The following is a 22,225-nucleotide window of genomic DNA, read 5'->3' on the forward strand; positions in this document are numbered from 1 at the left end:
ATATTTTTAGTTAAAAATTGTAACTTAACTCCATTTATGGTAGAGTAAAATACGGAGGTTATATGGAATACTAAAAGTTATTATGACTAGGAAAATTTTAAATAAAATTGATAAAGAACTGGGGCAGAAAATGAATTAGAATAATGATTCTATTTTACCGCTTGGATCTATAATTGTTAGTAAAGAAGGGGCGATTCCTTTAACTTATGATGAAAGTATTAGAAGAAAAACAAATTAAAACTGAAAAGTTATATGGTTTTACTCGATATTTATTAATTGAAATAAATAATGGTTACGGGTTACTGGATTGTGAATCTACGACTTGTTTTGGTTATTTTTATAAAATTTATAAGATTGATTTTGATTTATTTTATAAGATAAAAAAGCAATCTGAGGATAAGCGAGAAGATATAACAAAAAATATAAAATTAGGTAGATTTTTCATGCTACCGATAATGATAGTGATTTTTTTCATTCTTTTAATAGAATTTATTGGCTTTAATAAATTTAATCTTGTTTTATCTCATAGCTTTACGTATTTTATCTTTTCTGCATTACCTGTTATATTATCAGTATTATTTCGCTTGGGCTATTCTTATAAGCAAAAACTGATGATTAATAAAATTTTTATATTAGAAAATTCTCGTCATTACCATGTAGTTGAAAAGTTTAGTAATTTTAAATTAAAAAATTGGCTTCTCCTAATTATAAATGTGGTTATTGCCAGTTCTTTACTTATTTATATTTATGTATATGGTAATTTAATTGTTATGTTTTTTACGATGATATATCTATATTTATTAACTTTTAGTAAGAATATACGATTGAGTCAAGCAAATACAATGAATATTAAAATATTTGTTGAAAAAGGATATTCGGAAAGTGATTCAATGTTATTATAGAATTCAATAATTGGATAAATAGATACTCGATACGACTTAGTCAGTTTTCATAATCAAGAGTATATTCTATATTATCAAATCCAATGTTTGAACTAAAATTGGAAAAAATTCTTATATTTTATTTGTTTTTATTAAAAATTGTAAATTAACTCCATTTATGGTAGAGTAACATATGGAGGTTATTATGAAAAAAATTTTACTTTTAGCATCTATTTTGCTTACAAGTGTCACGTTAGTGGCATGTTCAAATCAAGCTCAAACTCAAGGAAATTCAAGTAAAACAACTAGCTCTTCAACTAGTCAAGATTCAACTAGTTCAAGCTCTCTTCGTAGCACACAGAATTCAGAAGAAAGTCAAGTGATTGGTTCTGATGAGTATGGGTTCGTTAAAGTACCAAAGTCTTGGATTAAGTTCAATGAAGTACAGGGAGGCAATGATATTCAATATTCAGACGGTACGGATGTCAATATTGTCACCTTGAATACTTTTAAAGCAGAACAATTTGGTATTTCTGATAATGAATTTCAAAAACTTGAAACAGTTCGTATTTCTGATGGTATTTTTACTTCAAAAGAAAGTAATCCAGAATTCACTAAAGTTTGGGGTTCTAAGTCAACTATTGGAGGTTATGAAGCCTATGTAGTTAACGCAATTTCTAAGTCTGGAAAATACATCATTACATGGATTTTTAAATCTAGTGATGGTAAGTTCAGATATGTTGCTTTAGAAGGGACTCCAGAAACATTAAAAAATCTACTTCCCATGATTGAAGAGAGTTGGACAATTCAAAAATAATTATTAAAGCAGGATTGGTATCCTGTTTTTTTGTTTAAGTCATTAAAAATCGTTTTAAATGTTTGTTTTAAATGTTTGTTTTGCTTATAAAGATAAAAAATAAACAAAATAATCAAAAAAAGGACAAAAAACAACAAAAAATATTGACAACGATTTCATATAGTGTTATACTTATAGCATAAAGTTAATGGAAAGAAGGGAAAACCTTATGGGATTAGATCATTTCTTTGACAAAAACCTTGTGTTTTGCTTAGAAGCGGATAATCAAGAACATCTCTTTGATCAGGTCGCAACTTTATTGGAAAAACGAGAAATTGTGACTCCGACCTATCGTGAAGCCCTGATCACGCGTGAAAAGTCATTTCCAACTGGCTTAGATATGGAATTTTTGGGTAAGGATTTGCCGAATGTGGCTATTCCTCACACAGATATTGTTCATAATCTTGCCGAAAAAGTTGTGGTAGTTCGATTAGAAAAACCAGTGACTTTCCAAAATATGATTGCGCCAGATAAGGAAGTAGAAGTATCCTTGCTCTTCTTTATCATTAATAACTCAAGTTCAAGTCAAACGAACATTCTTGCTCAGTTGATGGACTTCTTTACTGGAAATGGTCATCTTGAAGACCTATCAAAAATTTCTGAACCAGAAGCCATCTATGCTTATATTGCTGAAGCAATTGCTTAATCTTGTCTATTAAAAATATTAAATCGGAGGAAATCCATATGATTAAAATTCTTGCTGCCTGCGGTGCAGGTGTTAACTCAAGCCACCAAATTAAAAGTGCTCTTGAAGAAGAACTTTCAAACCGCGGTTTCGATGTTCACTGTGATGCGGTAATGGTCAAAGACGTTAATGAAGACCTTATCAAAGGTTATGACATCTTCACACCAATTGCTGCTACAGATCTTGGTTTTGACCCAGGTATTCCAGTTATCGAAGCTGGACCAATCTTATTCCGTATCCCAGCAATGAGTGCTCCAGTATTTGACAATATTGAAGCAGCTATCAAAGAACACGGATTAAGCTAATTTTAATTTGTTAACATTCATATAACTATAAAAAGGGAGGAACTATTATGGATGTCATTATCAATCTGGCCAACGATATCTTTAAACCTATCTTGGCTATGGGTGGCCCTATCATCATGCTGATCATTTTGACAGTGTTGGCCCTACTTTTTGGAGTGAAATTCTCCAAAGCGCTTGAAGGTGGTATCAAACTTGCCATCGCCCTTACTGGTATCGGTGCTATCATCGGTATGCTCAACGGAGCTTTCTCTGCATCACTTGCGAAATTCGTTGAAAACACTGGTATTCAATTGAACATCACCGACGTTGGTTGGGCACCACTTGCTACCATCACTTGGGGATCTGCTTGGACACTTTACTTCTTGCTTGTAATGTTGATTGTCAACGTTGTGATGCTTGCAATGAAGAAAACAGACACACTTGATGTCGATATCTTCGATATCTGGCACTTGTCAATCACTGGACTTTTGATCAAATGGTATGCAGACAACAATGGTGTAAGCCAAGGGGTTTCACTCTTCATCGCAACAGCAGCAGTTGTACTTGTAGGTATTTTGAAGATCATCAACTCTGATTTGATGAAACCTACATTTGATGACCTTCTTAACGCACCAAGTTCATCACCAATGACTTCAACTCATATGAACTACATGATGAACCCAGTTATCATGGTCTTGGATAAGATTTTTGATAAAGTTTTGCCAGGTCTTGATAAATATGACTTTGATGCTGCTAAATTGAACAAGAAAATCGGTTTCTGGGGATCTAAATTCTTCATCGGTTTCATTCTTGGTATCGTTATTGGTTTGATGGGAACTCCACATCCTGTTGCTGGAGTAGAAGATGCATCTTCATGGGAACTTGTTATTAAAGGTTGGTTGAGCCTTGGTTTGACTGCCGGTGTATCTTTGGAACTCTTCTCACTGATCGGTTCATGGTTCATCGCAGCCGTAGAACCACTTTCACAAGGTATTACAAACGTTGCTACTAAACGTCTTCAAGGACGTAAATTCAACATCGGTCTTGACTGGCCTTTCATCGCTGGTCGTGCAGAAGTTTGGGCTTGTGCAAACGTACTTGCACCAATCATGTTGGTTGAAGCTGTACTTCTTTCAAACGTCGGAAATGGTATCTTGCCACTTGCAGGTATCATCGCTATGGGTGTTACTCCAGCTCTCTTGGTTGTAACTCGTGGTAAATTGCTCCGTATGATTATCTTCGGAACACTCTTGTTGCCACTCTTCCTTCTTTCAGGTACACTTATCGCACCATTTGCAACAGAACTTGCTAAAGGTGTAGGTGCCTTCCCAGAAGGTGTGAGCCAAACTCAATTGATCACTCACTCAACTCTTGAAGGACCAATCGAAAAACTTCTTGGTTGGACAATTGGTAACACTACAACTGGTGATATCAAAGCAATCCTTGGTGCTGTAGTCTTCCTTGTATTCTATATCGGTATCTTTGCATGGTACAGAAAACAAATGATCAAACGTAACGAAGAGTACGCAGCAAAAGCAAAATAATGCGCTCCTATAAAATGTAAATTGTTGAAACTAGGTTGTCATACCATTAGGAGTGACAGCCTAGTTTTTTATAAACTATCAAGAAATCGGAGAAAATAATGGTAATTGAATTAAAATCAGAACAATTAAGAGTTCAATTTAACAGTTTTGGTGGAGCTCTTTCTTCTATAAAAGATGCTGAGGGACTGGAGTATTTGTGGCAAGGCGATGCCACTTATTGGAGTGGACAAGCTCCTGTTCTCTTCCCCATTTGTGGTTCTTTGAGAGAGGATACAGCACTTTATATAGATGAAAAGGGAGAAGAAAGTCAAGGACAGATTCCTCGTCATGGTTTGGTTCGCAAGAAAGAATTTGAATTAGTTGAACAGACAGATAATAGTGTAACTTTTGCAATTGAAGACGATGAGAATAGCTATCAGAACTACCCTTATCATTTCCGCCTAGAAATCACTTATATCCTTACTGGAAAGACAGTACGGACTCAATACAAGATTTTCAATAAAGAAACTAGCAAGGTCATGCCTTACTTTATTGGTGGACATCCAGGCTTTAATTGTCCCTTACTGGATGATGAAGTCTATGAAGATTACTATTTAGAGTTTGAGAAAGAAGAGACTTGCTCTGTTCCACGTCCTTTCCCAGAAACGGGTATGCTGGATTTTCAAGATAGAAGTCCATGGCTAGAGGGTCAAAAAGAATTAGACCTCAGCTATGATCTTTTCAGTACAGATGCAGTTACCTTAGATGAATTGCAATCTAGAACAATTGCGCTTCGTTCTCGGAAACATGATAAGGGATTGAAAGTGCACTTTACAGAGTTTCCAAACCTCATTATATGGTCAACTTTGAATAAAGGACCTTTCATTGCTTTTGAACCCTGGTCAGGCTTGTCAACATCCCTTGAAGAAGGAGATCATCTAGAAGATAAGAAGAATGTTCGCCTCCTAGAACCTGGTCAAGTGGATCAAATTGGTTTTGATATCGAAATTTTTTAATTAAAAAAACACAAAAACAAACATTAATTGTTGACTTTTTTAAGAAATAGGAGTATATTATGTTTGTAAGCAACAAATGATGTTTGTCACAAACAAACAATCACTTGTTATATTCTCTTTCGTAGAGAAAGATTATTTCTAGGAAGCTGGTTTCCTAAACTTGAATAAGGTGTACTTCATCTCGTTCAATCCAATTTGTCAATAAACTGCTAGAAAACTTTTTGTAGGTAAACTGCTAGCCATAAAAGTTTTTACTAGCCTAGAAAAATAAAAGGAGTATACAATATGTCTATTGTTATCGGTGCAGATACTGCAGGTTTGAGATTGAAAGAAGTTGTGAAAGACTTCTTGGAAAAAGAAAACTTCCACGTTGTGGATGTTACAGCTGAAGGTCAAGACTTTGTTGATGTGACTCTTGCTGTTGCTGCAGAAGTAAACAAAGAAGAACAAAACCTTGGTATCGTGATTGATGCTTATGGAGCTGGTCCATTTATGGTTGCAACTAAAATCAAAGGAATGGTTGCTGCAGAAGTATCTGACGAACGTTCAGCTTATATGACTCGTGGACACAACAACTCACGTATGATCACTATGGGTGCACAACTTGTCGGTGATGAATTGGCTAAAAACATTGCTAAAGGATTTGTTAACGGTAAATACGATGGTGGACGTCACCAAATTAGGGTCGACATGTTGAACAAAATGTGCTAATACTCTTCAAAAATCAAGATAATCTGTTGTCAGCTCACTTTAGCTAACCTCAGTTATGCTTGCAGCTCGCTTCCTAAGCTAATCTTGATTTTTCTTGAGTAGGGATAAATGATATTAGATTTATATAATTAATCGGAGGGAATAACTAATGAGAATTGCAATTGGATGTGACCACATCGTAACAGATGAAAAAATGGCGGTTTCAGAATTTTTGAAATCAAAAGGATATGAAGTCATTGACTTTGGTACATATGACCATACACGTACTCACTACCCAATCTTTGGTAAAAAAGTAGGGGAAGCTGTAACTAGCGGTCAAGCTGATCTTGGAGTATGTATCTGTGGTACTGGTGTTGGTATCAACAACGCTGTAAATAAAGTTCCAGGTGTCCGTTCTGCCTTGGTTCGTGATATGACAACAGCCCTTTATGCTAAAGAACAATTGAATGCCAACGTTATCGGCTTTGGTGGTAAGATTACTGGTGAATTGCTCATGTGCGATATCATCGAAGCTTTCATCCATGCTGAATACAAACCATCTGAAGAAAATAAAAAATTGATTGCGAAAATTGAACATGTTGAAAGTCACAATGCTCAACAAACAGACGCAAACTTCTTCACTGAATTCCTTGAAAAATGGGATCGCGGAGAATACCACGACTAAGAGGTGACCTATGATTTTAACAGTCACAATGAACCCATCCATTGATATTTCCTATCCCTTGGATGAGTTGAAGATTGATACTGTCAATCGTGTGGTGGATGTAACCAAAACGGCTGGTGGTAAGGGACTCAATGTTACCCGAGTACTTTCAGAATTTGGGGATTCTGTTCTTGCTACTGGTTTAGTGGGTGGCAAACTTGGTGAGTTTTTGGTTGAAAATATCGATGATCAAGTAAAGAAAGATTTCTTCTCAATTCAGGGAGAAACTCGTAACTGTATTGCTATTCTCCACGGTGACAACCAAACAGAAGTTCTTGAAAAAGGACCTGAAGTTCTTGAACAAGAAGGTCAAGACTTTTTAAAACATTTCACAAAACTCTTGGAGTCAGTTGAAGTAGTAGCTATCTCAGGTAGTCTGCCAGCTGGCCTTCCAGTTGATTACTATGCGAGCTTGGTAGAACTTGCTAATCAAGCTGGCAAGCCTGTTGTCTTGGACTGCTCTGGTGCAGCACTTCAGGCGGTTCTTGAATCACCACATAAACCAACAGTCATCAAACCAAATAATGAGGAATTATCTCAGCTTCTTGGAAGAGAAGTTTCTGAGGATTTGGATGAATTAAAAGAAGTACTTCAAGAACCTTTGTTTGCAGGTATTGAATGGATTATCGTTTCACTTGGTGCCAACGGTTCCTTTGCCAAACATGGTGACACTTTCTACAAGGTAGATATTCCTAGAATTCAGGTAGTAAATCCTGTTGGATCTGGAGACTCTACTGTGGCAGGAATTTCTTCAGGACTTCTTCACAGAGAATCGGATGCAGAATTACTCATCAAGGCAAATGTCCTTGGTATGCTCAATGCTCAAGAAAAAATGACTGGTCATGTCAACATGGCCAACTATCAAGCTCTATATGATCAATTAATAGTAAAAGAGGTATAAAATGGCTTTAACAGAACAAAAACGTGCACGCTTAGAAAAACTTTCTGACGAAAATGGTATCATCTCAGCTCTTGCATTTGACCAACGTGGTGCTTTGAAACGCCTCATGGCTCAACACCAAACAGAAGAACCAACAGTGGCTCAAATGGAAGAACTGAAAGTCTTGGTTGCAGATGAATTGACTAAATACGCTTCATCAATGCTTCTTGACCCTGAGTATGGACTTCCAGCAACTAAAGCTCTTGATGAAAAAGCTGGTCTTCTCCTTGCTTATGAAAAAACAGGTTATGATACAACAAGCACAAAACGCTTGCCAGACTGCTTGGATATTTGGTCTGCAAAACGTATCAAAGAAGAAGGTGCAGATGCAGTTAAATTCTTGCTTTACTATGATGTAGATAGCTCAGACGAACTCAACCAAGAAAAACAAGCTTACATCGAACGTATCGGTTCTGAATGTGTGGCTGAAGATATCCCATTCTTCCTTGAAATTCTTGCTTACGATGAAAAAATTGCGGACGCAGGTTCTGTAGAATACGCTAAAGTAAAACCACACAAAGTTATCGGCGCTATGAAAGTCTTCTCAGACCCACGCTTTAACATTGATGTCTTGAAAGTAGAAGTTCCTGTTAACATTAAATATGTTGAAGGCTTCGCTGAAGGTGAAGTAGTTTATACACGTGAAGAAGCAGCAGCCTTCTTCAAAGCTCAAGATGAAGCAACTAACTTGCCTTACATCTACTTGAGTGCTGGTGTATCAGCTAAACTTTTCCAAGATACTCTTGTATTTGCTCATGAATCAGGTGCAAACTTTAACGGAGTTCTTTGTGGCCGTGCTACATGGGCTGGATCAGTTGAAGCATACATCAAAGATGGTGAAGCAGCAGCTCGCGAATGGCTTCGCACAACTGGATTTGAAAACATTGATGAGCTCAATAAAGTTCTTCAAACAACAGCGACTTCATGGAAAGAACGCGTGTAAGCAAGTCCTCCTAGGTTAGGAACATGAATCTTAAAAAAATTTAAAAAAGTTGTATGTAAAGGTTTACAAAATAACTTACTTGTGCTATACTTAAATCACAAGTTAATACAAGGTGAGTGTTACTAAGTAATATTAGGCATGATCACAGGTGAATTAGAAATCGGCTGATTTTCTAGTTCATTTGTGGTCATTTTTTGTACTCATATACCTTTAAGATATAAAAGGAGGTTGACATGTATCGAATTCTAAATCCAATGAATCACAATGTCTCTCTTGTCAGAAATGATAAAGGAGAAGAAGTGATTGTGATTGGTAAGGGGATTGCATTTGGAAAGAAGAAAGGGGATTTGATTGTTGAACATCAGGTTGAGAAAATCTTTCGAATGAAGACCGAAGAGTCAAGAGAAAACTTTATGTCTCTCCTCAAAGATGTTCCGCTTGATTTTATTACAGTGACTTATGAAATCATTGATAAGCTATCAAAGAAATATCATTATCCGATTCAAGAGTATCTCTACGTAACCTTGACAGATCATATTTACTGTTCTTACCAAGCTCTAGCACAAGGAAGGTACAAGGATAGTAATCTACCAGATATTTCCACTAAGTATCCTGTCGCTTTTCAAATCGCAAATGAAGCATTTGAAATTTACCGCCAGAAGCTAGCAGATCATTTTCCTGAGGACGAGATTATTCGGATTGCTTATCATTTCATTAATGCCGAAGGTGAAAATGAAGTGGAACTTGTGGAGTCGATTGATAAGAGGAAAGAAATTCTCAGGAATGTTGAAGAAGTTTTAACGGACTATGCAATTCAACGAACTAAAGAGAATAACCATTTCTATGATCGTTTTATGATTCATTTAAATTATTTCTTGGATTATTTAGACAGATCTAGAGATGACAACCAATCACTTCTGGATATGGAAGATCATATTAAACAATCCTATCCCAAAGCCTTTGAAATTGGTTCCAAGATCTATGATGTGATTACGCAACATACGGGTCTTGATTTGTATAAAAGTGAACGAGTTTATCTAGTTCTACATATACAACGTTTATTGTCATAAAAATTTAATTAAAAATACATAAGGAGAATTCTATCATGAATAGAGAAGAAGTAACATTGTTAGGTTTTGAAATCGTAGCCTATGCTGGCGATGCTCGTTCAAAACTATTGGAAGCCTTGAAGGCTGCTGAAGCTGGTGATTTTGCGAAAGCGGATACTCTGGTAGAAGAAGCTGGTTCTTGCATTGCTGAAGCTCACCACGCTCAAACAAGTCTGTTGACTAAGGAAGCAGCTGGCGAGGATTTGGCCTATAGTGTAACCATGATGCATGGCCAAGACCACTTGATGACAACTATTTTGTTAAAAGATTTGATGCATCATTTAATTGAACTCTACAAGAGAGGAGTTAAGTAATGAATAAATTAATTGCATTTATCGAGAAAGGAAAGCCTTTCTTTGAGAAACTATCTCGTAATATCTATCTTCGTGCTATTCGTGATGGTTTCATTGCAGGTATGCCTGTTATTCTCTTCTCAAGTATTTTTATCTTGATTGCCTTTGTACCAAACTCATGGGGCTTTAAATGGTCTGATGAAGTTGTAGCCTTTCTGATGAAACCTTATAGCTATTCTATGGGTATTCTGGCTCTCTTGGTAGCTGGTACAACAGCTAAGTCATTGACCGACTCAGTAAACCGTAGCATGGAGAAAACCAATCAAATCAACTATATGTCAACACTGTTAGCAGCGATTGTTGGTTTGTTGATGTTGGCAGCTGATCCTATCGAAAATGGTCTTGCTACTGGATTCTTGGGGACAAAAGGTTTGCTTTCAGCCTTCCTTGCTGCCTTTGTTACTGTAGCAATCTATAAGGTTTGTGTTAAGAACAATGTCACTATTCGAATGCCTGACGAAGTTCCACCAAATATTTCACAAGTCTTTAAAGATGTGATTCCATTCACTCTATCTGTTGTTTCTCTTTATGCTCTTGACTTATTAGCACGTCATTTTGTTGGTGCAAGTGTGGCAGAATCAATCGGTAAATTCTTCGCACCACTCTTCTCAGCAGCAGACGGATACCTTGGTATTACCATTATCTTTGGTGCCTTTGCCTTCTTCTGGTTTGTTGGTATCCATGGTCCATCTATCGTTGAACCAGCAATCGCAGCTATTACCTATGCAAATGCCGAAGTCAACTTGAACCTTCTCCAACAAGGTATGCACGCTGACAAGATTCTTACTTCTGGTACACAAATGTTTATCGTTACCATGGGTGGTACTGGTGCGACACTGGTTGTTCCATTCATGTTCATGTGGTTGACCAAATCAAAACGAAATCGTGCCATCGGTCGTGCTTCAGTAGTTCCAACTTTCTTCGGTGTAAATGAGCCAATCTTGTTTGGTGCACCGCTTGTATTGAACCCAATCTTCTTCATTCCATTTATCTTTGCTCCAATCGCAAACGTTTGGATCTTTAAATTCTTCATTGAAACTCTTGGAATGAACTCATTTACTGCTAATCTACCATGGACAACTCCAGCTCCACTTGGTCTAGTTCTTGGAACTAACTTCCAAGTTCTATCATTCATTCTTGCTGCCCTTCTAATCGTGGTTGACGTAGTCATTTACTATCCATTCCTTAAAGTCTATGATGAACAAATTCTTGAAGAAGAACGTTCAGGTAAATCTAATGATGAATTGAAAGAAAAAGTTGCTGCGAACTTCAACACTGCAAAAGCAGATGCTATTCTTGAAAAAGCTGGTGTAGAAGCAGCACAAAATACCATCACTGAAGAAACAAATGTCCTCGTTCTCTGTGCAGGTGGAGGGACAAGTGGACTTCTTGCGAATGCTTTGAATAAGGCAGCAGCAGAGTACAATGTTCCTGTGAAAGCAGCAGCAGGTGGCTATGGTGCTCACCGTGAAATGTTGCCAGAGTTTGATTTAGTTATCCTTGCTCCTCAAGTTGCTTCAAACTTTGAAGATATGAAAGCAGAAACAGATAAACTCGGTATTAAACTTGCCAAGACAGAAGGAGCTCAATACATCAAATTAACTCGTGATGGAAAAGGTGCTCTTGCATTTGTACAAGCTCAATTCGATTAACGATAGGGACTATGAAACAGTCTCCTCTCGTTACGGAAATCGCTATGGCGAATTTCCTAATCGCCTTGTTAATTCGTCGGTAAAAAGATATCGTTTTTACCTCCTCATGTCACAATTCGGTGACTTGGTACAAGAAGTGAGATGGAGAAGGATGGCTCACTGACTCCTCTCCTCTCATTTTTACTTTATTTAAATCAAGAAATAGGTGAAAAAATGACAAAAACATTACCAAAAGACTTTATTTTTGGTGGCGCAACAGCTGCCTATCAAGCAGAAGGTGCTACACATACTGATGGTAAAGGACCAGTAGCGTGGGATAAATATCTTGAAGATAACTACTGGTACACTGCAGAACCAGCCAGTGATTTTTACAATCGATATCCAGTCGACCTCAAGTTGGCAGAAGAGTATGGTGTCAATGGCATTCGAATTTCTATTGCCTGGTCACGTATTTTTCCGACTGGTTACGGTCAAGTAAATGCAAAAGGTGTTGAGTTTTATCATAATCTATTTGCGGAGTGCCACAAACGTCATGTTGAGCCCTTTGTAACTCTTCATCACTTTGACACGCCGGAAGCTCTCCACTCAAATGGCGACTTCTTAAACCGTGAAAATATTGAACACTTTGTAGACTACGCTGCCTTCTGTTTTGAAGAATTTCCAGAAGTAAACTATTGGACAACCTTTAATGAAATTGGGCCAATTGGTGATGGTCAATACTTGGTTGGTAAATTCCCTCCAGGTATTCAGTACGACCTTGCCAAAGTTTTCCAATCGCACCACAATATGATGGTGTCTCATGCGCGTGCAGTCAAGCTATATAAAGATAAAGGCTATAAAGGTGAAATTGGTGTTGTTCACGCACTGCCAACCAAGTATCCTTTAGATCCTAAAAATCCAGCAGATGTTCGTGCAGCTGAGTTGGAAGATATTATTCACAATAAATTTATCTTGGATGCAACTTATCTAGGTTGCTATTCAGCTGAAACGATGGAAGGTGTTAACCATATCTTATCAGTCAATGGTGGTAGCTTAGATCTTCGTGAAGAAGATTTCGAAGCATTAGAAGCTGCAAAAGACTTGAATGATTTTCTAGGCATCAACTACTATATGAGTGACTGGATGGAAGCCTTTGATGGAGAAACTGAAATCATCCATAATGGTAAAGGTGAAAAAGGAAGCTCTAAATACCAAATCAAAGGTGTTGGTCGTCGTGTAGCTCCTGATTATGTACCACGTACGGACTGGGATTGGATCATCTACCCTCAGGGTTTGTATGATCAAATCATGCGCGTGAAAAAAGATTATCCTAACTACAAGAAGATTTACATCACTGAAAATGGTCTCGGATATAAAGATGAGTTCATTGATAACACTGTTTACGATGATGGCCGTATTGATTACGTGAAACAACACTTGGAAGTCTTATCTGATGCTATTGCAGATGGCGCTAATGTAAAAGGTTACTTCATTTGGTCATTGATGGATGTCTTCTCATGGTCAAATGGATATGAGAAACGTTATGGTCTCTTCTATGTAGACTTTGAAACTCAAGAACGTTATCCGAAGAAATCAGCTCACTGGTACAAGAAAGTAGCAGAAACTCAAGTGATTGAGTAGTAGAATTAGTAATTAGATATAGAATTCTAGTGAGGCAAAAAGATGTTCAAAGATTTTATCCAATCTATTTATGAAAAAGTTTATATTATAAATTTCGAAAAATGTTCTCAAATACCGTGTTTGACGAATGAAGAACTGAACAGTCTCGGAAAATGGTATGTCTCTACCGGTAAAGAATGGATTTGCCATTCAGACTATGAGCTGGAAGAATTTAAAAATATCTTTTTAAATTTTATCAGTCCTGAAGAATGGGATAATATCTCCTTTGATTCAGATTTTATGCCGTTTCAACAATCATAAAGAATCTAGGAAACTCTTTGTAAAAATCTTCATCAAAAAATGCGTCACATCAAGATTTTTATTTTCTTGATATGACGCATTTTATATTTTATCAATCCTCAGTTTTATGGTTTAGAAAGAATAATTTTTGTTTGTTTCGAAAGTTGTTCGAAGGTTTCTTTACTCAGTTTAGAATCTGAAACGATGGTATCAATATCAGAGATATTGTAGAAGGTATAAAAATCAAATTTATTGAACTTACTATTGTCAGCTAGTAAGTATTTTTTATTGGAATTATTGAGGGCGATGCGTTGGGATTCACCTTCCTCTTCGCTGAAGGTCGCAATCGCATTGTCCTGAATACCATTACAGCTAACGAAGGCTTTAGAAAATTGAAGATTGGCTAAGTTTTGCAAGGTTAGTGTTCCCACAAAGGCTCCAGTGATAGAGCGGTAATTCCCACCAATTAAAATCAAATCTGTTAGTTTTCGTTCGTTTAAGATGAGAAAGACTGGTAAACTGTTTGTTACAACACGAATATTTTCAATTGGAAGTTCACGGGCAAAAGATTCCAAGGTTGTCCCTGGACCAATAAAAATGGTTTCACCCTCATCAATTAAATGGCCTGCAAAACGGCTAATTTCTTGTTTTTCTGCAATCTGTAAGCTTTGTTTTTCAATATTGGAACGTTCATTATTTAAAATAGAACCTGTGCGAATTTTCTCAGCTCCCCCGTGTACTCGAACAAGTAAATCCTTGTCTGCCAACTCTTGCAAGTAGCGTCTAGCAGTCATATCTGATACATCTAAGCGAGTCATGATTTCTTTTACAGTAATAGTTCCCTTTGTATTTACCGTTTCTAGAATATTATCTAGTTTTTCCTGCTTTAACATCGTTATCACCTCTATTTCTATTACTATTTTATCATAAAGTATTCAATCAATCAATTTAAAAAACAAAAGAAAACAAAAACAAAAACATCATGGTTGTTTTAAACAAACCATGATGTTGATATCACTTATAAAATAGATGACCTTAGTCCAAACCGTAGTTGTAATCATCGTCTTGCATGGCTTCAACTTCACCAAGGAGGTAACCATTTCCGACTTGAGAGAAGAAGTCGTGGTTGGAAGTTCCTGTTGAAATACCGTTCATGACGATTGGGTTGACATCATCTGCTGAGTCTGGGAAGAGTGGATCTTGTCCCAGGTTCATGAGAGCCTTGTTGGCATTGTAGCGAAGGAAGGTTTTGACTTCTTCCGTCCAACCAACACCGTCATAGAGGCTTTCTGTGTAGCCTTCTTCATTTTCATAAAGAGTATAGAGCAGGTCGTACATCCAATCTTTTAGCTTTTCTTGCTCTTCTTCAGGTAATTCATTGAAACCGAGTTGGAATTTATATCCGATGTAGGTTCCGTGAACAGATTCATCACGAATAATCAATTTAATGATTTCTGCAACGTTGGCTAGTTTGTTGTTACCAAGATAGTAGAGGGGAGTGAAGAAACCAGAGTAGAAGAGGAAGGTTTCAAGGAAGACGCTGGCAACTTTCTTTTCAAGTGGGCTACCGTTTAGGTAGATTTCGTTGACAATCTCAGCCTTCTTTTGTAGGTAAGGATTGGTATTGGTCCATTCGAAAATTTCTTCAATCTCAGCCTTTGTATTCAAGGTAGAAAAGATTGATGAGTAAGATTTAGCGTGAACAGATTCCATAAATTGGATGTTATTGAAAACAGCTTCCTCATGTGGTGTACGGATGTCTGCGCGAAGAGCTTGAACCCCAGTTTCAGATTGCATAGTGTCGAGAAGTGTTAAACCACCAAAGACTTTTCCAACTAAGTCTTTTTCTACATTTGATAGCTTTCTCCAGTCATCCAAGTCGTTTGACAAGGGAATACGTGTATCGAGCCAGAATTGCTCCGTCAATTTTTCCCAAGTTGATTTGTCGATGACATCTTCGATGGCATTCCAGTTAATGGCTTTGTAGTAAGTTTCCATTTTGTAAAATCTCTCCTCTATATTTTGTTAATGCAAATGCTTTTTAATCATATTTGCGTAATGATTTAAATTTCTCTTTTCGAGTTCTTTTAGAAAAACTTCTAATGGTGGAATATTACTCATATATGGAGAACTATCTAGCCCAGTGTAGAGACCGCCACCTGGTCCGGTGTAGAGACCGCCACCTGGTCCGGTGTAGAGACCGCCACCTGGTCCAGTGTAAAGACCGCCACCTGGTCCGGTGTAGAGACCACCACCTGGTCCAGTGTAAAGACCGCCACCTGGCCCAGTGTAGAGACCGCCACCTGGTCCAGTGTAAAGACCACCACCTGGTCCAGTATAAGCACCACCGCCTGGTCCGGTGTAGAGACCACCACCTGGTCCAGTGTAAAGACCACCACCTGGTCCAGTGTATCTATTTCTAACCCACATTAATCCAGTCCTTTCAAATTATGATTAAATCACACAGCTTTCACATTGGTTAGCACCGACTTCTCCACCATCATCTGTAAAGGTACGGACGTAGTAGATAGACTTGATACCCTTGTTAAAGGCATAGTTACGAAGGATTGACAAGTCACGTGTCGTTTGTTTGTTTTCTTTCTTCCATTCGTAAAGTCCTTTTGGAATGTCACTACGCATGAAGAGAGTGAGTGAAAGTCCTTGATCCACGTGCTCTGTTGCAGCTGCATAGACATCAATCACCTTACGCATATCCATGTCGTAGGCAGAAGTGTAGTAAGGAATGGTTTCTGTTGACAAGCCAGCAGCAGGATAGTAGATTTTACCGATTTTCTTTTCTTGACGCTCTTCGATACGTTGCGTAATCGGGTGGATAGAAGCAGAAACGTCATTGATGTAACTGATCGAACCATTTGGAGCAACAGCTAGACGGTTTTGGTGGTAAAGACCATCTGCTTGAACCTTGTCGCGAAGTTCAGCCCAGTCAGCAGCACTTGGGATAAAGACATCTTTGAAAAGTTCTTTAACACGGTCTGATGTTGGAACAAACTCGCCAGTCACATACTTGTCAAAGTAGCTTCCATTAGCATAATCTGATTTTTCAAAGTTGTAGAAGGTGATACCACGTTCACGCGCAATATTGTTTGACTCAACCAAGGTCCAGTAGTTCATAAGCATAAAGTAGATGCTTGTAAATTCAACAGACTCAGGTGATCCATATTCAATGAGTTGTTGGGCAAGGTAGCTGTGAAGTCCCATGGCACCGAGACCAAAGGTGTGGGCTTGACTATTTCCATGGTCGATAGTAGGTACAGCTACGATGTGCGAACTATCTGTAACGAAAGTAAGGGCACGAACCATAGCACGGATAGAACGACCAAAGTCAGGTGAAGTCATCATGTTAACCACGTTGGTTGAACCAAGGTTACATGAAACGTCCGTTCCCATTTGAAGGAATTCTTGAGCATCGTTGATCAAGCTTGGTTCTTGGACTTGAAGAATCTCAGAACACAAGTTACTCATAATGATTTTTCCATCAACGGGATTTGCACGGTTAGCCGTATCAATGTTGACTACATAAGGGTAGCCAGACTCTTGTTGCAATTTAGAGATTTCAGTTTCCAAATCACGCGCCTTGATTTTTGTCTTACGGATATTTGGATTTGCGACTAGTTCATCGTATTTTTCAGTGATGTCAATGTAGTTGAACGGCACACCGTATTCAAGTTCTACAGAGTATGGGCTGAAGAGGTACATTTCTTCATTTTTACGTGCTAATTCGTAGAATTTATCGGGCACCACAACACCAAGTGAAAGGGTCTTAACACGAACTTTTTCATCGGCGTTTTCTTTCTTAGTTGAAAGGAAGGCGATGATATCAGGGTGGAAGACGTTGAGGTAGACAACACCAGCACCTTGACGTTGACCCAATTGGTTTGAGTAAGAGAAGCTATCTTCGAAAAGTTTCATAACTGGAACGACCCCAGACGCTGCTCCTTCATAGCCTTTGATAGGTGCACCAGCTTCACGAAGGTTGCTGAGGGTAATTCCCACACCACCACCGATACGTGAAAGCTGAAGAGCTGAGTTGATAGAACGTCCGATAGAGTTCATATCATCAGTTACTTGGATCAGGAAACATGATACCAATTCACCACGACGAGCACGCCCAGCATTCAAGAAGGAAGGAGTAGCAGGTTGGTAGCGTTGGTGGATGATTTCATTGGCAATATCGATGGCAACAGCTTCATTGCCATCAGCGAAATAAAGGGCGTTAAAGAAGACACGGTCTTCCATGCTTTCAAGATAATATTCACCGTCATTAGTCTTTAAGGCATATTGATTGTAAAACTTATAGGCAGCCATGAAAGACTTGAATTGGAAGTTTTGTTTTTTAATAAATTGAGCTAATTCTTCCAAAAATTCTGGACGGTATTTCTTGATAAAGGCTGTTTCGATGTAGTTGTGTTCAATGAGGTAGTTGATTTTATCTTTGATTGAATCAAAAACCATAGTGTTTGGAACTACATTTTCTTTAAAGAAGGCATCCAAGGCTTCCTTATCTTTATGAAGCATGATTTGTCCATTGACAGGACGGTTGATTTCGTTATTAAGACGGAAGTAAGTCACGTCCTCAAGATGTTTTAATCCCATAAAATTTCCCTTATCTAATTACAAAAGAAAGGCTTCTAAGTTAGCCCTAGAAGCAGTTTCTTCTGGATGGTGTACTAAGATTATGCTAATTGTTTCAATTTTCCTGGTTGGAAACCTGAAAAGACTTCAGTTGGTGTTTGGATAACAGGAGCTGCGCTGAAACCGAGCTCTTTAACTTGATCGATGTACTCAGGTTGCTCATCAAGATTGATTTCACGATAAGCAACATTATTACTGTCCAAGAAACGTTTGGTCATTTTACATTGGACACAGTTGTTTTTAGAATAAACGGTTACCATTGTGTAACTCCTCTTTCAAAATAGATTACTTTCTTAGTATATCAGAAAATAAATTTTTGTCAATGATTTAAAACTAAATATAGTGGTCTATTTTTCTACTCAAGCTCACAAAACACAATATGTAGTGTTTGTTTTGTGAAAAGATGATAATTATCCTATAAGTTGTTTTTTGAAAAACTATATCCTGTGTTTTGTTATCTAGAATAGAAGATTTTCAGCAAGTTATCTGAAAGGAAATCGAATAAATCCCATAAAATGCTTGAAAAAAATCCGAGAAGATGATATAATACCAAATTGTAAGGGTTATCACATATAACTCAAAAAAGAAAGAACAAAAGGAGAGTCAAACTATGGCTTCTAAAGATTTCCACGTAGTGGCAGAAACAGGTATTCACGCACGTCCAGCAACATTGTTGGTACAAACTGCTAGCAAATTTGCTTCAGATATCACTCTTGAGTACAAAGGTAAATCAGTTAACCTTAAATCAATCATGGGTGTTATGAGTCTTGGTGTTGGCCAAGGTGCTGACGTAACTATCTCAGCTGAAGGTGCAGATGCAGATGACGCTATCGCTGCAATCTCAGAAACAATGGAAAAAGAAGGATTGGCATAAGGAAAATGACAGAAATGCTTAAAGGAATCGCAGCATCTGATGGTGTTGCAGTTGCAAAAGCATATCTACTCGTTCAACCGGATTTGTCATTCGAGACTGTTTCAGTCGAAGATACAAACGCAGAAGAGGCTCGTTTGGATGTAGCTCTTGAAGCTTCTCAAAACGAGCTTTCTCTTATCCGTGAGAAAGCTGTAGGTACGCTTGGTGAAGAAGCGGCTCAAGTTTTTGACGCTCATTTGATGGTTCTTGCTGACCCGGAATTGATTGGTCAGATTAAAGAAACAATCCGTGCTAAGAAAGTCAATGCTGAGGCAGGTCTTAAAGAAGTGACTGACATGTTCATCACTATCTTTGAAGGAATGGAAGACAATCCATACATGCAAGAACGTGCAGCGGATATCCGTGACGTGACAAAACGTGTGTTGGCTAACCTTCTTGGTAAAAAATTGCCAAACCCAGCTTCTATCAATGAAGAAGTAATTGTGATTGCGCATGACTTGACACCATCTGATACAGCTCAATTGGATAAAAACTTTGTAAAAGCTTTTGTAACAAACATCGGTGGACGTACAAGCCACTCAGCTATCATGGCACGTACACTTGAAATTGCAGCTGTATTGGGAACAAATAACATCACTGAAGTGGTGAAAGACGGTGATATCCTTGCCGTTAACGGAATTACTGGTGAAGTGATTATCAACCCAACAGATGAACAAGCGGCAGAATTTAAAGCAGCTGGTGAAGCTTATGCTAAACAAAAAGCTGAATGGGCACTTTTGAAAGATGCTCAAACAGTGACTGCTGACGGTAAACACTTCGAGTTGGCTGCTAACATCGGTACTCCAAAAGACGTTGAAGGTGTTAACAACAACGGTGCAGAAGCTGTTGGACTTTACCGTACAGAGTTCTTGTACATGGATTCTCAAGATTTCCCAACTGAAGATGAGCAGTATGAAGCATACAAGGCTGTTCTTGAGGGAATGAATGGTAAACCAGTGGTTGTTCGTACAATGGATATCGGTGGAGATAAGGAACTTCCTTACTTCGATATGCCACACGAAATGAACCCATTCCTTGGATTCCGTGCCCTTCGTATCTCAATTGCCGAAACTGGAGATGCAATGTTCCGCACACAGATCCGCGCTCTTCTTCGTGCTTCTGTTCATGGTCAATTGCGTATCATGTTCCCAATGGTTGCCCTTTTGAAAGAATTCCGTGCAGCTAAAGCAGTCTTTGATGAAGAAAAAGCAAACCTTCTTGCTGAAGGTGTTGCAGTTGCGGATGATATCCAAGTTGGTATCATGATTGAAATCCCTGCAGCAGCGATGCTTGCAGACCAATTTGCTAAAGAAGTTGACTTCTTCTCAATTGGTACAAACGACTTGATCCAATACACAATGGCAGCAGACCGTATGAACGAACAAGTTTCATACCTTTACCAACCATATAACCCATCAATCCTTCGCTTGATCAACAACGTTATCAAGGCAGCTCACGCTGAAGGTAAATGGGCTGGTATGTGTGGTGAGATGGCTGGTGACCAAAAAGCTGTTCCACTTCTTGTCGGAATGGGCTTGGATGAATTCTCTATGTCAGCAACATCTGTACTCCGTACACGTAGCTTGATGAAGAAATTGGATACTGCTAAGATGGAAGAGTACGCTAACCGTGCCCTTACAGAGTGTTCAACAATGGAAGAAGTTCTTGAACTTCAAAAAGAATACGTTAACTTCGATTAATGTCATTAACCTTGCAACCTAGTTGCAAGGTTTTTTTGATAGTTTAAAATCAGAAATTTATTAACTAGTTCATAAAATGCTTGACAATAAAAAAAATAGGAGTAGAATATTAACTAATTAAATAACCGGTTAAGGAGTTTTGTATGAAGAAACAAAGTTTATTTTTAGTATTGTTAAGTGTCTTTCTTTTATGTTTAGGTGCTTGTGGTCAAAAGGAAAGCCAGACAGGAAAAGGGATGAAAATTGTGACCAGTTTCTATCCTATCTACGCTATGGTCAAGGAAGTATCTGGTGACTTGAATGATGTTCGAATGATTCAGTCAAGTAGCGGTATTCACTCCTTTGAGCCTTCAGCGAATGATATCGCAGCCATCTATGATGCAGATGTCTTTGTCTACCATTCTCATACGCTCGAATCTTGGGCAGGAAGTTTAGATCCCAATCTAAAAAAATCTAAAGTTAAGGTTTTAGAGGCTTCAGAGGGAATGACTTTAGACCGCGTCCCAGGGCTAGAAGATGTGGAAGCAGGGGATGGAGTTGATGAAAAAACGCTCTATGACCCTCATACTTGGCTAGATCCTGAAAAAGCTGGCGAAGAAGCGCAAATTATCGCTGATAAACTTTCAGAGGTGGATAGTGAACACAAAGAAACTTACCAGAAAAATGCGCAAGCCTTTATCAAAAAAGCTCAAGAATTGACTAAGAAATTCCAGCCTAAATTTGAAAAAGCGACTCAGAAAACATTTGTAACCCAACATACAGCCTTTTCTTATCTAGCGAAGAGATTTGGACTTAATCAACTTGGTATTGCAGGTATCTCTCCAGAACAAGAACCAAGTCCAAGACAACTAACAGAAATTCAGGAATTTGTAAAAACCTATAAGGTTAAAACGATTTTTACAGAAAGTAATGCTTCTTCAAAAGTAGCTGAAACTCTTGTCAAATCAACAGGTGTGGGTCTTAAAACTCTGAATCCTTTAGAAGCAGACCCACAAAATGACAAGACTTACTTAGAAAATCTTGAAGACAATATGAGTGTTCTAGCAGAAGAATTAAAGTGAGGAAAGAATGAAAATCAATAAAAAATATCTAGCTGGATCAGCAGCTGCACTTGTTTTAAGTGTCTGTGCTTATGAACTAGGTTTGCATCAAGCTCAAACTGTAAAAGAAAATAATCGTGTTTCATACATTGATGGTAAACAACCAAGCCAAAAGGCAGAAAATTTGACACCTGATGAAGTCAGTAAAAAAGAAGGTATAAATGCCGAGCAAATCGTTATCAAGATTACGGATCAAGGTTATGTGACTTCTCATGGAGACCATTATCATTATTATAATGGCAAGGTTCCTTATGACGCCATCATCAGCGAAGAACTGCTGATGAAAGATCCGAATTATCAGTTG

General features: G+C 38.0%; 24 protein-coding genes. 19 read left to right on the plus strand and 5 right to left on the minus strand.

From position 1 onward, the window contains the following. Positions 1 to 206 precede the first annotated feature (206 nt). The 15 genes from D8849_RS06420 to D8849_RS06490 all read left to right on the plus strand — a co-directional run bounded on the left by D8849_RS06420 (position 207) and on the right by D8849_RS06490 (position 13,576). Positions 207 to 902, plus strand: coding sequence for a hypothetical protein (locus tag D8849_RS06420; protein ID WP_125386548.1), 696 nt, complete (start codon positions 207 to 209; stop codon positions 900 to 902). 184 nt (positions 903 to 1,086) lie between these two features. Then, positions 1,087 to 1,698: a hypothetical protein gene (locus tag D8849_RS06425; RefSeq protein ID WP_070479249.1), complete on the plus strand. Its 612-nt coding sequence runs from the start codon at positions 1,087 to 1,089 to the stop codon at positions 1,696 to 1,698. Between the two features lie 208 nt (positions 1,699 to 1,906). Beyond that, on the plus strand, positions 1,907 to 2,383 hold the full coding sequence (locus tag D8849_RS06430) for a PTS sugar transporter subunit IIA (RefSeq protein ID WP_185756218.1): 477 nt from the start codon (positions 1,907 to 1,909) through the stop codon (positions 2,381 to 2,383). Positions 2,384 to 2,421: 38 nt separating this feature from the next. Next, positions 2,422 to 2,727 (plus strand): PTS sugar transporter subunit IIB, encoded by a 306-nt coding sequence (locus D8849_RS06435; RefSeq protein WP_000590547.1) that lies wholly within the window; start codon positions 2,422 to 2,424, stop codon positions 2,725 to 2,727. A gap of 47 nt (positions 2,728 to 2,774) precedes the next feature. Further along, the gene (locus tag D8849_RS06440; protein ID WP_084951436.1) at positions 2,775 to 4,250 is read left to right on the plus strand and encodes a PTS galactitol transporter subunit IIC; all 1,476 of its coding nucleotides are present in this window, start codon (positions 2,775 to 2,777) and stop codon (positions 4,248 to 4,250) included. A gap of 98 nt (positions 4,251 to 4,348) precedes the next feature. Then, entirely contained in the window at positions 4,349 to 5,245 is an 897-nt protein-coding gene (locus tag D8849_RS06445; RefSeq protein ID WP_125386550.1) for an aldose 1-epimerase family protein, read from the plus strand. 285 nt (positions 5,246 to 5,530) lie between these two features. Beyond that, positions 5,531 to 5,956 carry a galactose-6-phosphate isomerase subunit LacA gene (lacA, locus tag D8849_RS06450; protein WP_125386551.1) on the plus strand — a complete coding sequence of 142 codons (426 nt, stop codon included), beginning with the start codon at positions 5,531 to 5,533 and terminating at the stop codon, positions 5,954 to 5,956. A 148-nt stretch (positions 5,957 to 6,104) separates the two neighbouring features. Beyond that, on the plus strand, positions 6,105 to 6,620 hold the full coding sequence (lacB, locus tag D8849_RS06455) for a galactose-6-phosphate isomerase subunit LacB (protein ID WP_001216913.1): 516 nt from the start codon (positions 6,105 to 6,107) through the stop codon (positions 6,618 to 6,620). Positions 6,621 to 6,630: 10 nt separating this feature from the next. Then, on the plus strand, positions 6,631 to 7,560 hold the full coding sequence (locus D8849_RS06460) for a tagatose-6-phosphate kinase (protein WP_125386552.1): 930 nt from the start codon (positions 6,631 to 6,633) through the stop codon (positions 7,558 to 7,560). A 1-nt stretch (position 7,561) separates the two neighbouring features. Then, positions 7,562 to 8,542 carry a tagatose-bisphosphate aldolase gene (gene lacD / locus D8849_RS06465; RefSeq protein ID WP_125386553.1) on the plus strand — a complete coding sequence of 327 codons (981 nt, stop codon included), beginning with the start codon at positions 7,562 to 7,564 and terminating at the stop codon, positions 8,540 to 8,542. 233 nt (positions 8,543 to 8,775) lie between these two features. After that, positions 8,776 to 9,612 carry a PRD domain-containing protein gene (locus D8849_RS06470; RefSeq protein WP_125386554.1) on the plus strand — a complete coding sequence of 279 codons (837 nt, stop codon included), beginning with the start codon at positions 8,776 to 8,778 and terminating at the stop codon, positions 9,610 to 9,612. A gap of 35 nt (positions 9,613 to 9,647) precedes the next feature. After that, the gene (locus tag D8849_RS06475; protein WP_125386555.1) at positions 9,648 to 9,965 is read left to right on the plus strand and encodes a PTS lactose/cellobiose transporter subunit IIA; all 318 of its coding nucleotides are present in this window, start codon (positions 9,648 to 9,650) and stop codon (positions 9,963 to 9,965) included. Continuing rightward, positions 9,965 to 11,656, plus strand: coding sequence for a lactose-specific PTS transporter subunit EIIC (locus tag D8849_RS06480; RefSeq protein WP_001037324.1), 1,692 nt, complete (start codon positions 9,965 to 9,967; stop codon positions 11,654 to 11,656). Before D8849_RS06475 ends, D8849_RS06480 begins: the two co-directional genes overlap by 1 nt. A 213-nt stretch (positions 11,657 to 11,869) precedes the next feature. Beyond that, the gene (gene lacG, locus D8849_RS06485) at positions 11,870 to 13,276 is read left to right on the plus strand and encodes a 6-phospho-beta-galactosidase (protein ID WP_125386556.1); all 1,407 of its coding nucleotides are present in this window, start codon (positions 11,870 to 11,872) and stop codon (positions 13,274 to 13,276) included. Between the two features lie 42 nt (positions 13,277 to 13,318). After that, entirely contained in the window at positions 13,319 to 13,576 is a 258-nt protein-coding gene (locus D8849_RS06490) for a DUF3884 family protein (RefSeq protein ID WP_125386557.1), read from the plus strand. Between the two features lie 104 nt (positions 13,577 to 13,680). Here D8849_RS06490 and D8849_RS06495 read toward each other — a convergent pair whose 3' ends face one another. From D8849_RS06495 to nrdH, 5 genes are all read right to left on the minus strand, one after another. Continuing rightward, positions 13,681 to 14,448, minus strand: a complete 768-nt coding sequence (locus D8849_RS06495) for a DeoR/GlpR family DNA-binding transcription regulator (RefSeq protein ID WP_125386558.1) — start codon at positions 14,446 to 14,448, stop codon at positions 13,681 to 13,683. 142 nt (positions 14,449 to 14,590) lie between these two features. Next, a complete protein-coding gene (gene nrdF, locus D8849_RS06500; protein WP_000451385.1) occupies positions 14,591 to 15,553 on the minus strand; it encodes a class 1b ribonucleoside-diphosphate reductase subunit beta in 963 nt (320 codons plus the stop codon). Between the two features lie 27 nt (positions 15,554 to 15,580). Continuing rightward, complete coding sequence (locus D8849_RS06505; RefSeq protein ID WP_125386559.1) at positions 15,581 to 15,985, minus strand: hypothetical protein; 405 nt, start codon at positions 15,983 to 15,985, stop codon at positions 15,581 to 15,583. Between the two features lie 24 nt (positions 15,986 to 16,009). Beyond that, positions 16,010 to 18,169: a class 1b ribonucleoside-diphosphate reductase subunit alpha gene (gene nrdE / locus D8849_RS06510; protein ID WP_125386560.1), complete on the minus strand. Its 2,160-nt coding sequence runs from the start codon at positions 18,167 to 18,169 to the stop codon at positions 16,010 to 16,012. 80 nt (positions 18,170 to 18,249) lie between these two features. After that, entirely contained in the window at positions 18,250 to 18,468 is a 219-nt protein-coding gene (gene nrdH, locus D8849_RS06515; RefSeq protein ID WP_000259240.1) for a glutaredoxin-like protein NrdH, read from the minus strand. Positions 18,469 to 18,818: 350 nt separating this feature from the next. Here nrdH and D8849_RS06520 point away from each other — a divergent pair, with 350 nt between their 5' ends. The 4 genes from D8849_RS06520 to D8849_RS06535 form a co-directional block, all read left to right on the plus strand. Further along, positions 18,819 to 19,082, plus strand: a complete 264-nt coding sequence (locus tag D8849_RS06520; RefSeq protein WP_000146947.1) for a phosphocarrier protein HPr — start codon at positions 18,819 to 18,821, stop codon at positions 19,080 to 19,082. Between the two features lie 5 nt (positions 19,083 to 19,087). Next, positions 19,088 to 20,821, plus strand: coding sequence for a phosphoenolpyruvate--protein phosphotransferase (gene ptsP, locus D8849_RS06525; protein ID WP_049552744.1), 1,734 nt, complete (start codon positions 19,088 to 19,090; stop codon positions 20,819 to 20,821). A gap of 143 nt (positions 20,822 to 20,964) precedes the next feature. Next, the gene (gene adcAII / locus D8849_RS06530) at positions 20,965 to 21,882 is read left to right on the plus strand and encodes a zinc-binding lipoprotein AdcAII (protein WP_125386561.1); all 918 of its coding nucleotides are present in this window, start codon (positions 20,965 to 20,967) and stop codon (positions 21,880 to 21,882) included. 7 nt (positions 21,883 to 21,889) lie between these two features. Beyond that, positions 21,890 to 22,225, plus strand: a 336-nt coding sequence (locus tag D8849_RS06535; protein WP_125386562.1) for a pneumococcal-type histidine triad protein, incomplete at its 3' end; no start/stop codon positions are given.

The organism is Streptococcus mitis (genome assembly GCF_003942765.1).
Classification (GTDB): Bacteria; Bacillota; Bacilli; order Lactobacillales; family Streptococcaceae; genus Streptococcus; species Streptococcus mitis_BE.

Excerpts from the sequence above, each read along its gene's own strand:
- D8849_RS06420 (WP_125386548.1), top strand. The coding sequence starts at position 207 with ATGATGAAAGTATTAGAAGAAAAACAAATTAAAACTGAAAAGTTATAT.
- lacG (WP_125386556.1), top strand. The coding sequence starts at position 11,870 with ATGACAAAAACATTACCAAAAGACTTTATTTTTGGTGGCGCAACAGCT.
- D8849_RS06435 (WP_000590547.1), top strand. The coding sequence starts at position 2,422 with ATGATTAAAATTCTTGCTGCCTGCGGTGCAGGTGTTAACTCAAGCCAC.
- lacA (WP_125386551.1), top strand. The coding sequence starts at position 5,531 with ATGTCTATTGTTATCGGTGCAGATACTGCAGGTTTGAGATTGAAAGAA.
- D8849_RS06495 (WP_125386558.1), bottom strand. The coding sequence starts at position 14,448 with ATGTTAAAGCAGGAAAAACTAGATAATATTCTAGAAACGGTAAATACA.
- adcAII (WP_125386561.1), top strand. The coding sequence starts at position 20,965 with ATGAAGAAACAAAGTTTATTTTTAGTATTGTTAAGTGTCTTTCTTTTA.
- lacB (WP_001216913.1), top strand. The coding sequence starts at position 6,105 with ATGAGAATTGCAATTGGATGTGACCACATCGTAACAGATGAAAAAATG.
- nrdF (WP_000451385.1), bottom strand. The coding sequence starts at position 15,553 with ATGGAAACTTACTACAAAGCCATTAACTGGAATGCCATCGAAGATGTC.
- ptsP (WP_049552744.1), top strand. The coding sequence starts at position 19,088 with ATGACAGAAATGCTTAAAGGAATCGCAGCATCTGATGGTGTTGCAGTT.
- D8849_RS06460 (WP_125386552.1), top strand. The coding sequence starts at position 6,631 with ATGATTTTAACAGTCACAATGAACCCATCCATTGATATTTCCTATCCC.
- D8849_RS06430 (WP_185756218.1), top strand. The coding sequence starts at position 1,907 with ATGGGATTAGATCATTTCTTTGACAAAAACCTTGTGTTTTGCTTAGAA.
- D8849_RS06520 (WP_000146947.1), top strand. The coding sequence starts at position 18,819 with ATGGCTTCTAAAGATTTCCACGTAGTGGCAGAAACAGGTATTCACGCA.
- nrdE (WP_125386560.1), bottom strand. The coding sequence starts at position 18,169 with ATGGGATTAAAACATCTTGAGGACGTGACTTACTTCCGTCTTAATAAC.
- D8849_RS06470 (WP_125386554.1), top strand. The coding sequence starts at position 8,776 with ATGTATCGAATTCTAAATCCAATGAATCACAATGTCTCTCTTGTCAGA.
- lacD (WP_125386553.1), top strand. The coding sequence starts at position 7,562 with ATGGCTTTAACAGAACAAAAACGTGCACGCTTAGAAAAACTTTCTGAC.
- D8849_RS06475 (WP_125386555.1), top strand. The coding sequence starts at position 9,648 with ATGAATAGAGAAGAAGTAACATTGTTAGGTTTTGAAATCGTAGCCTAT.
- D8849_RS06505 (WP_125386559.1), bottom strand. The coding sequence starts at position 15,985 with ATGTGGGTTAGAAATAGATACACTGGACCAGGTGGTGGTCTTTACACT.
- D8849_RS06440 (WP_084951436.1), top strand. The coding sequence starts at position 2,775 with ATGGATGTCATTATCAATCTGGCCAACGATATCTTTAAACCTATCTTG.
- D8849_RS06480 (WP_001037324.1), top strand. The coding sequence starts at position 9,965 with ATGAATAAATTAATTGCATTTATCGAGAAAGGAAAGCCTTTCTTTGAG.
- D8849_RS06490 (WP_125386557.1), top strand. The coding sequence starts at position 13,319 with ATGTTCAAAGATTTTATCCAATCTATTTATGAAAAAGTTTATATTATA.
- D8849_RS06425 (WP_070479249.1), top strand. The coding sequence starts at position 1,087 with ATGAAAAAAATTTTACTTTTAGCATCTATTTTGCTTACAAGTGTCACG.
- D8849_RS06445 (WP_125386550.1), top strand. The coding sequence starts at position 4,349 with ATGGTAATTGAATTAAAATCAGAACAATTAAGAGTTCAATTTAACAGT.
- nrdH (WP_000259240.1), bottom strand. The coding sequence starts at position 18,468 with ATGGTAACCGTTTATTCTAAAAACAACTGTGTCCAATGTAAAATGACC.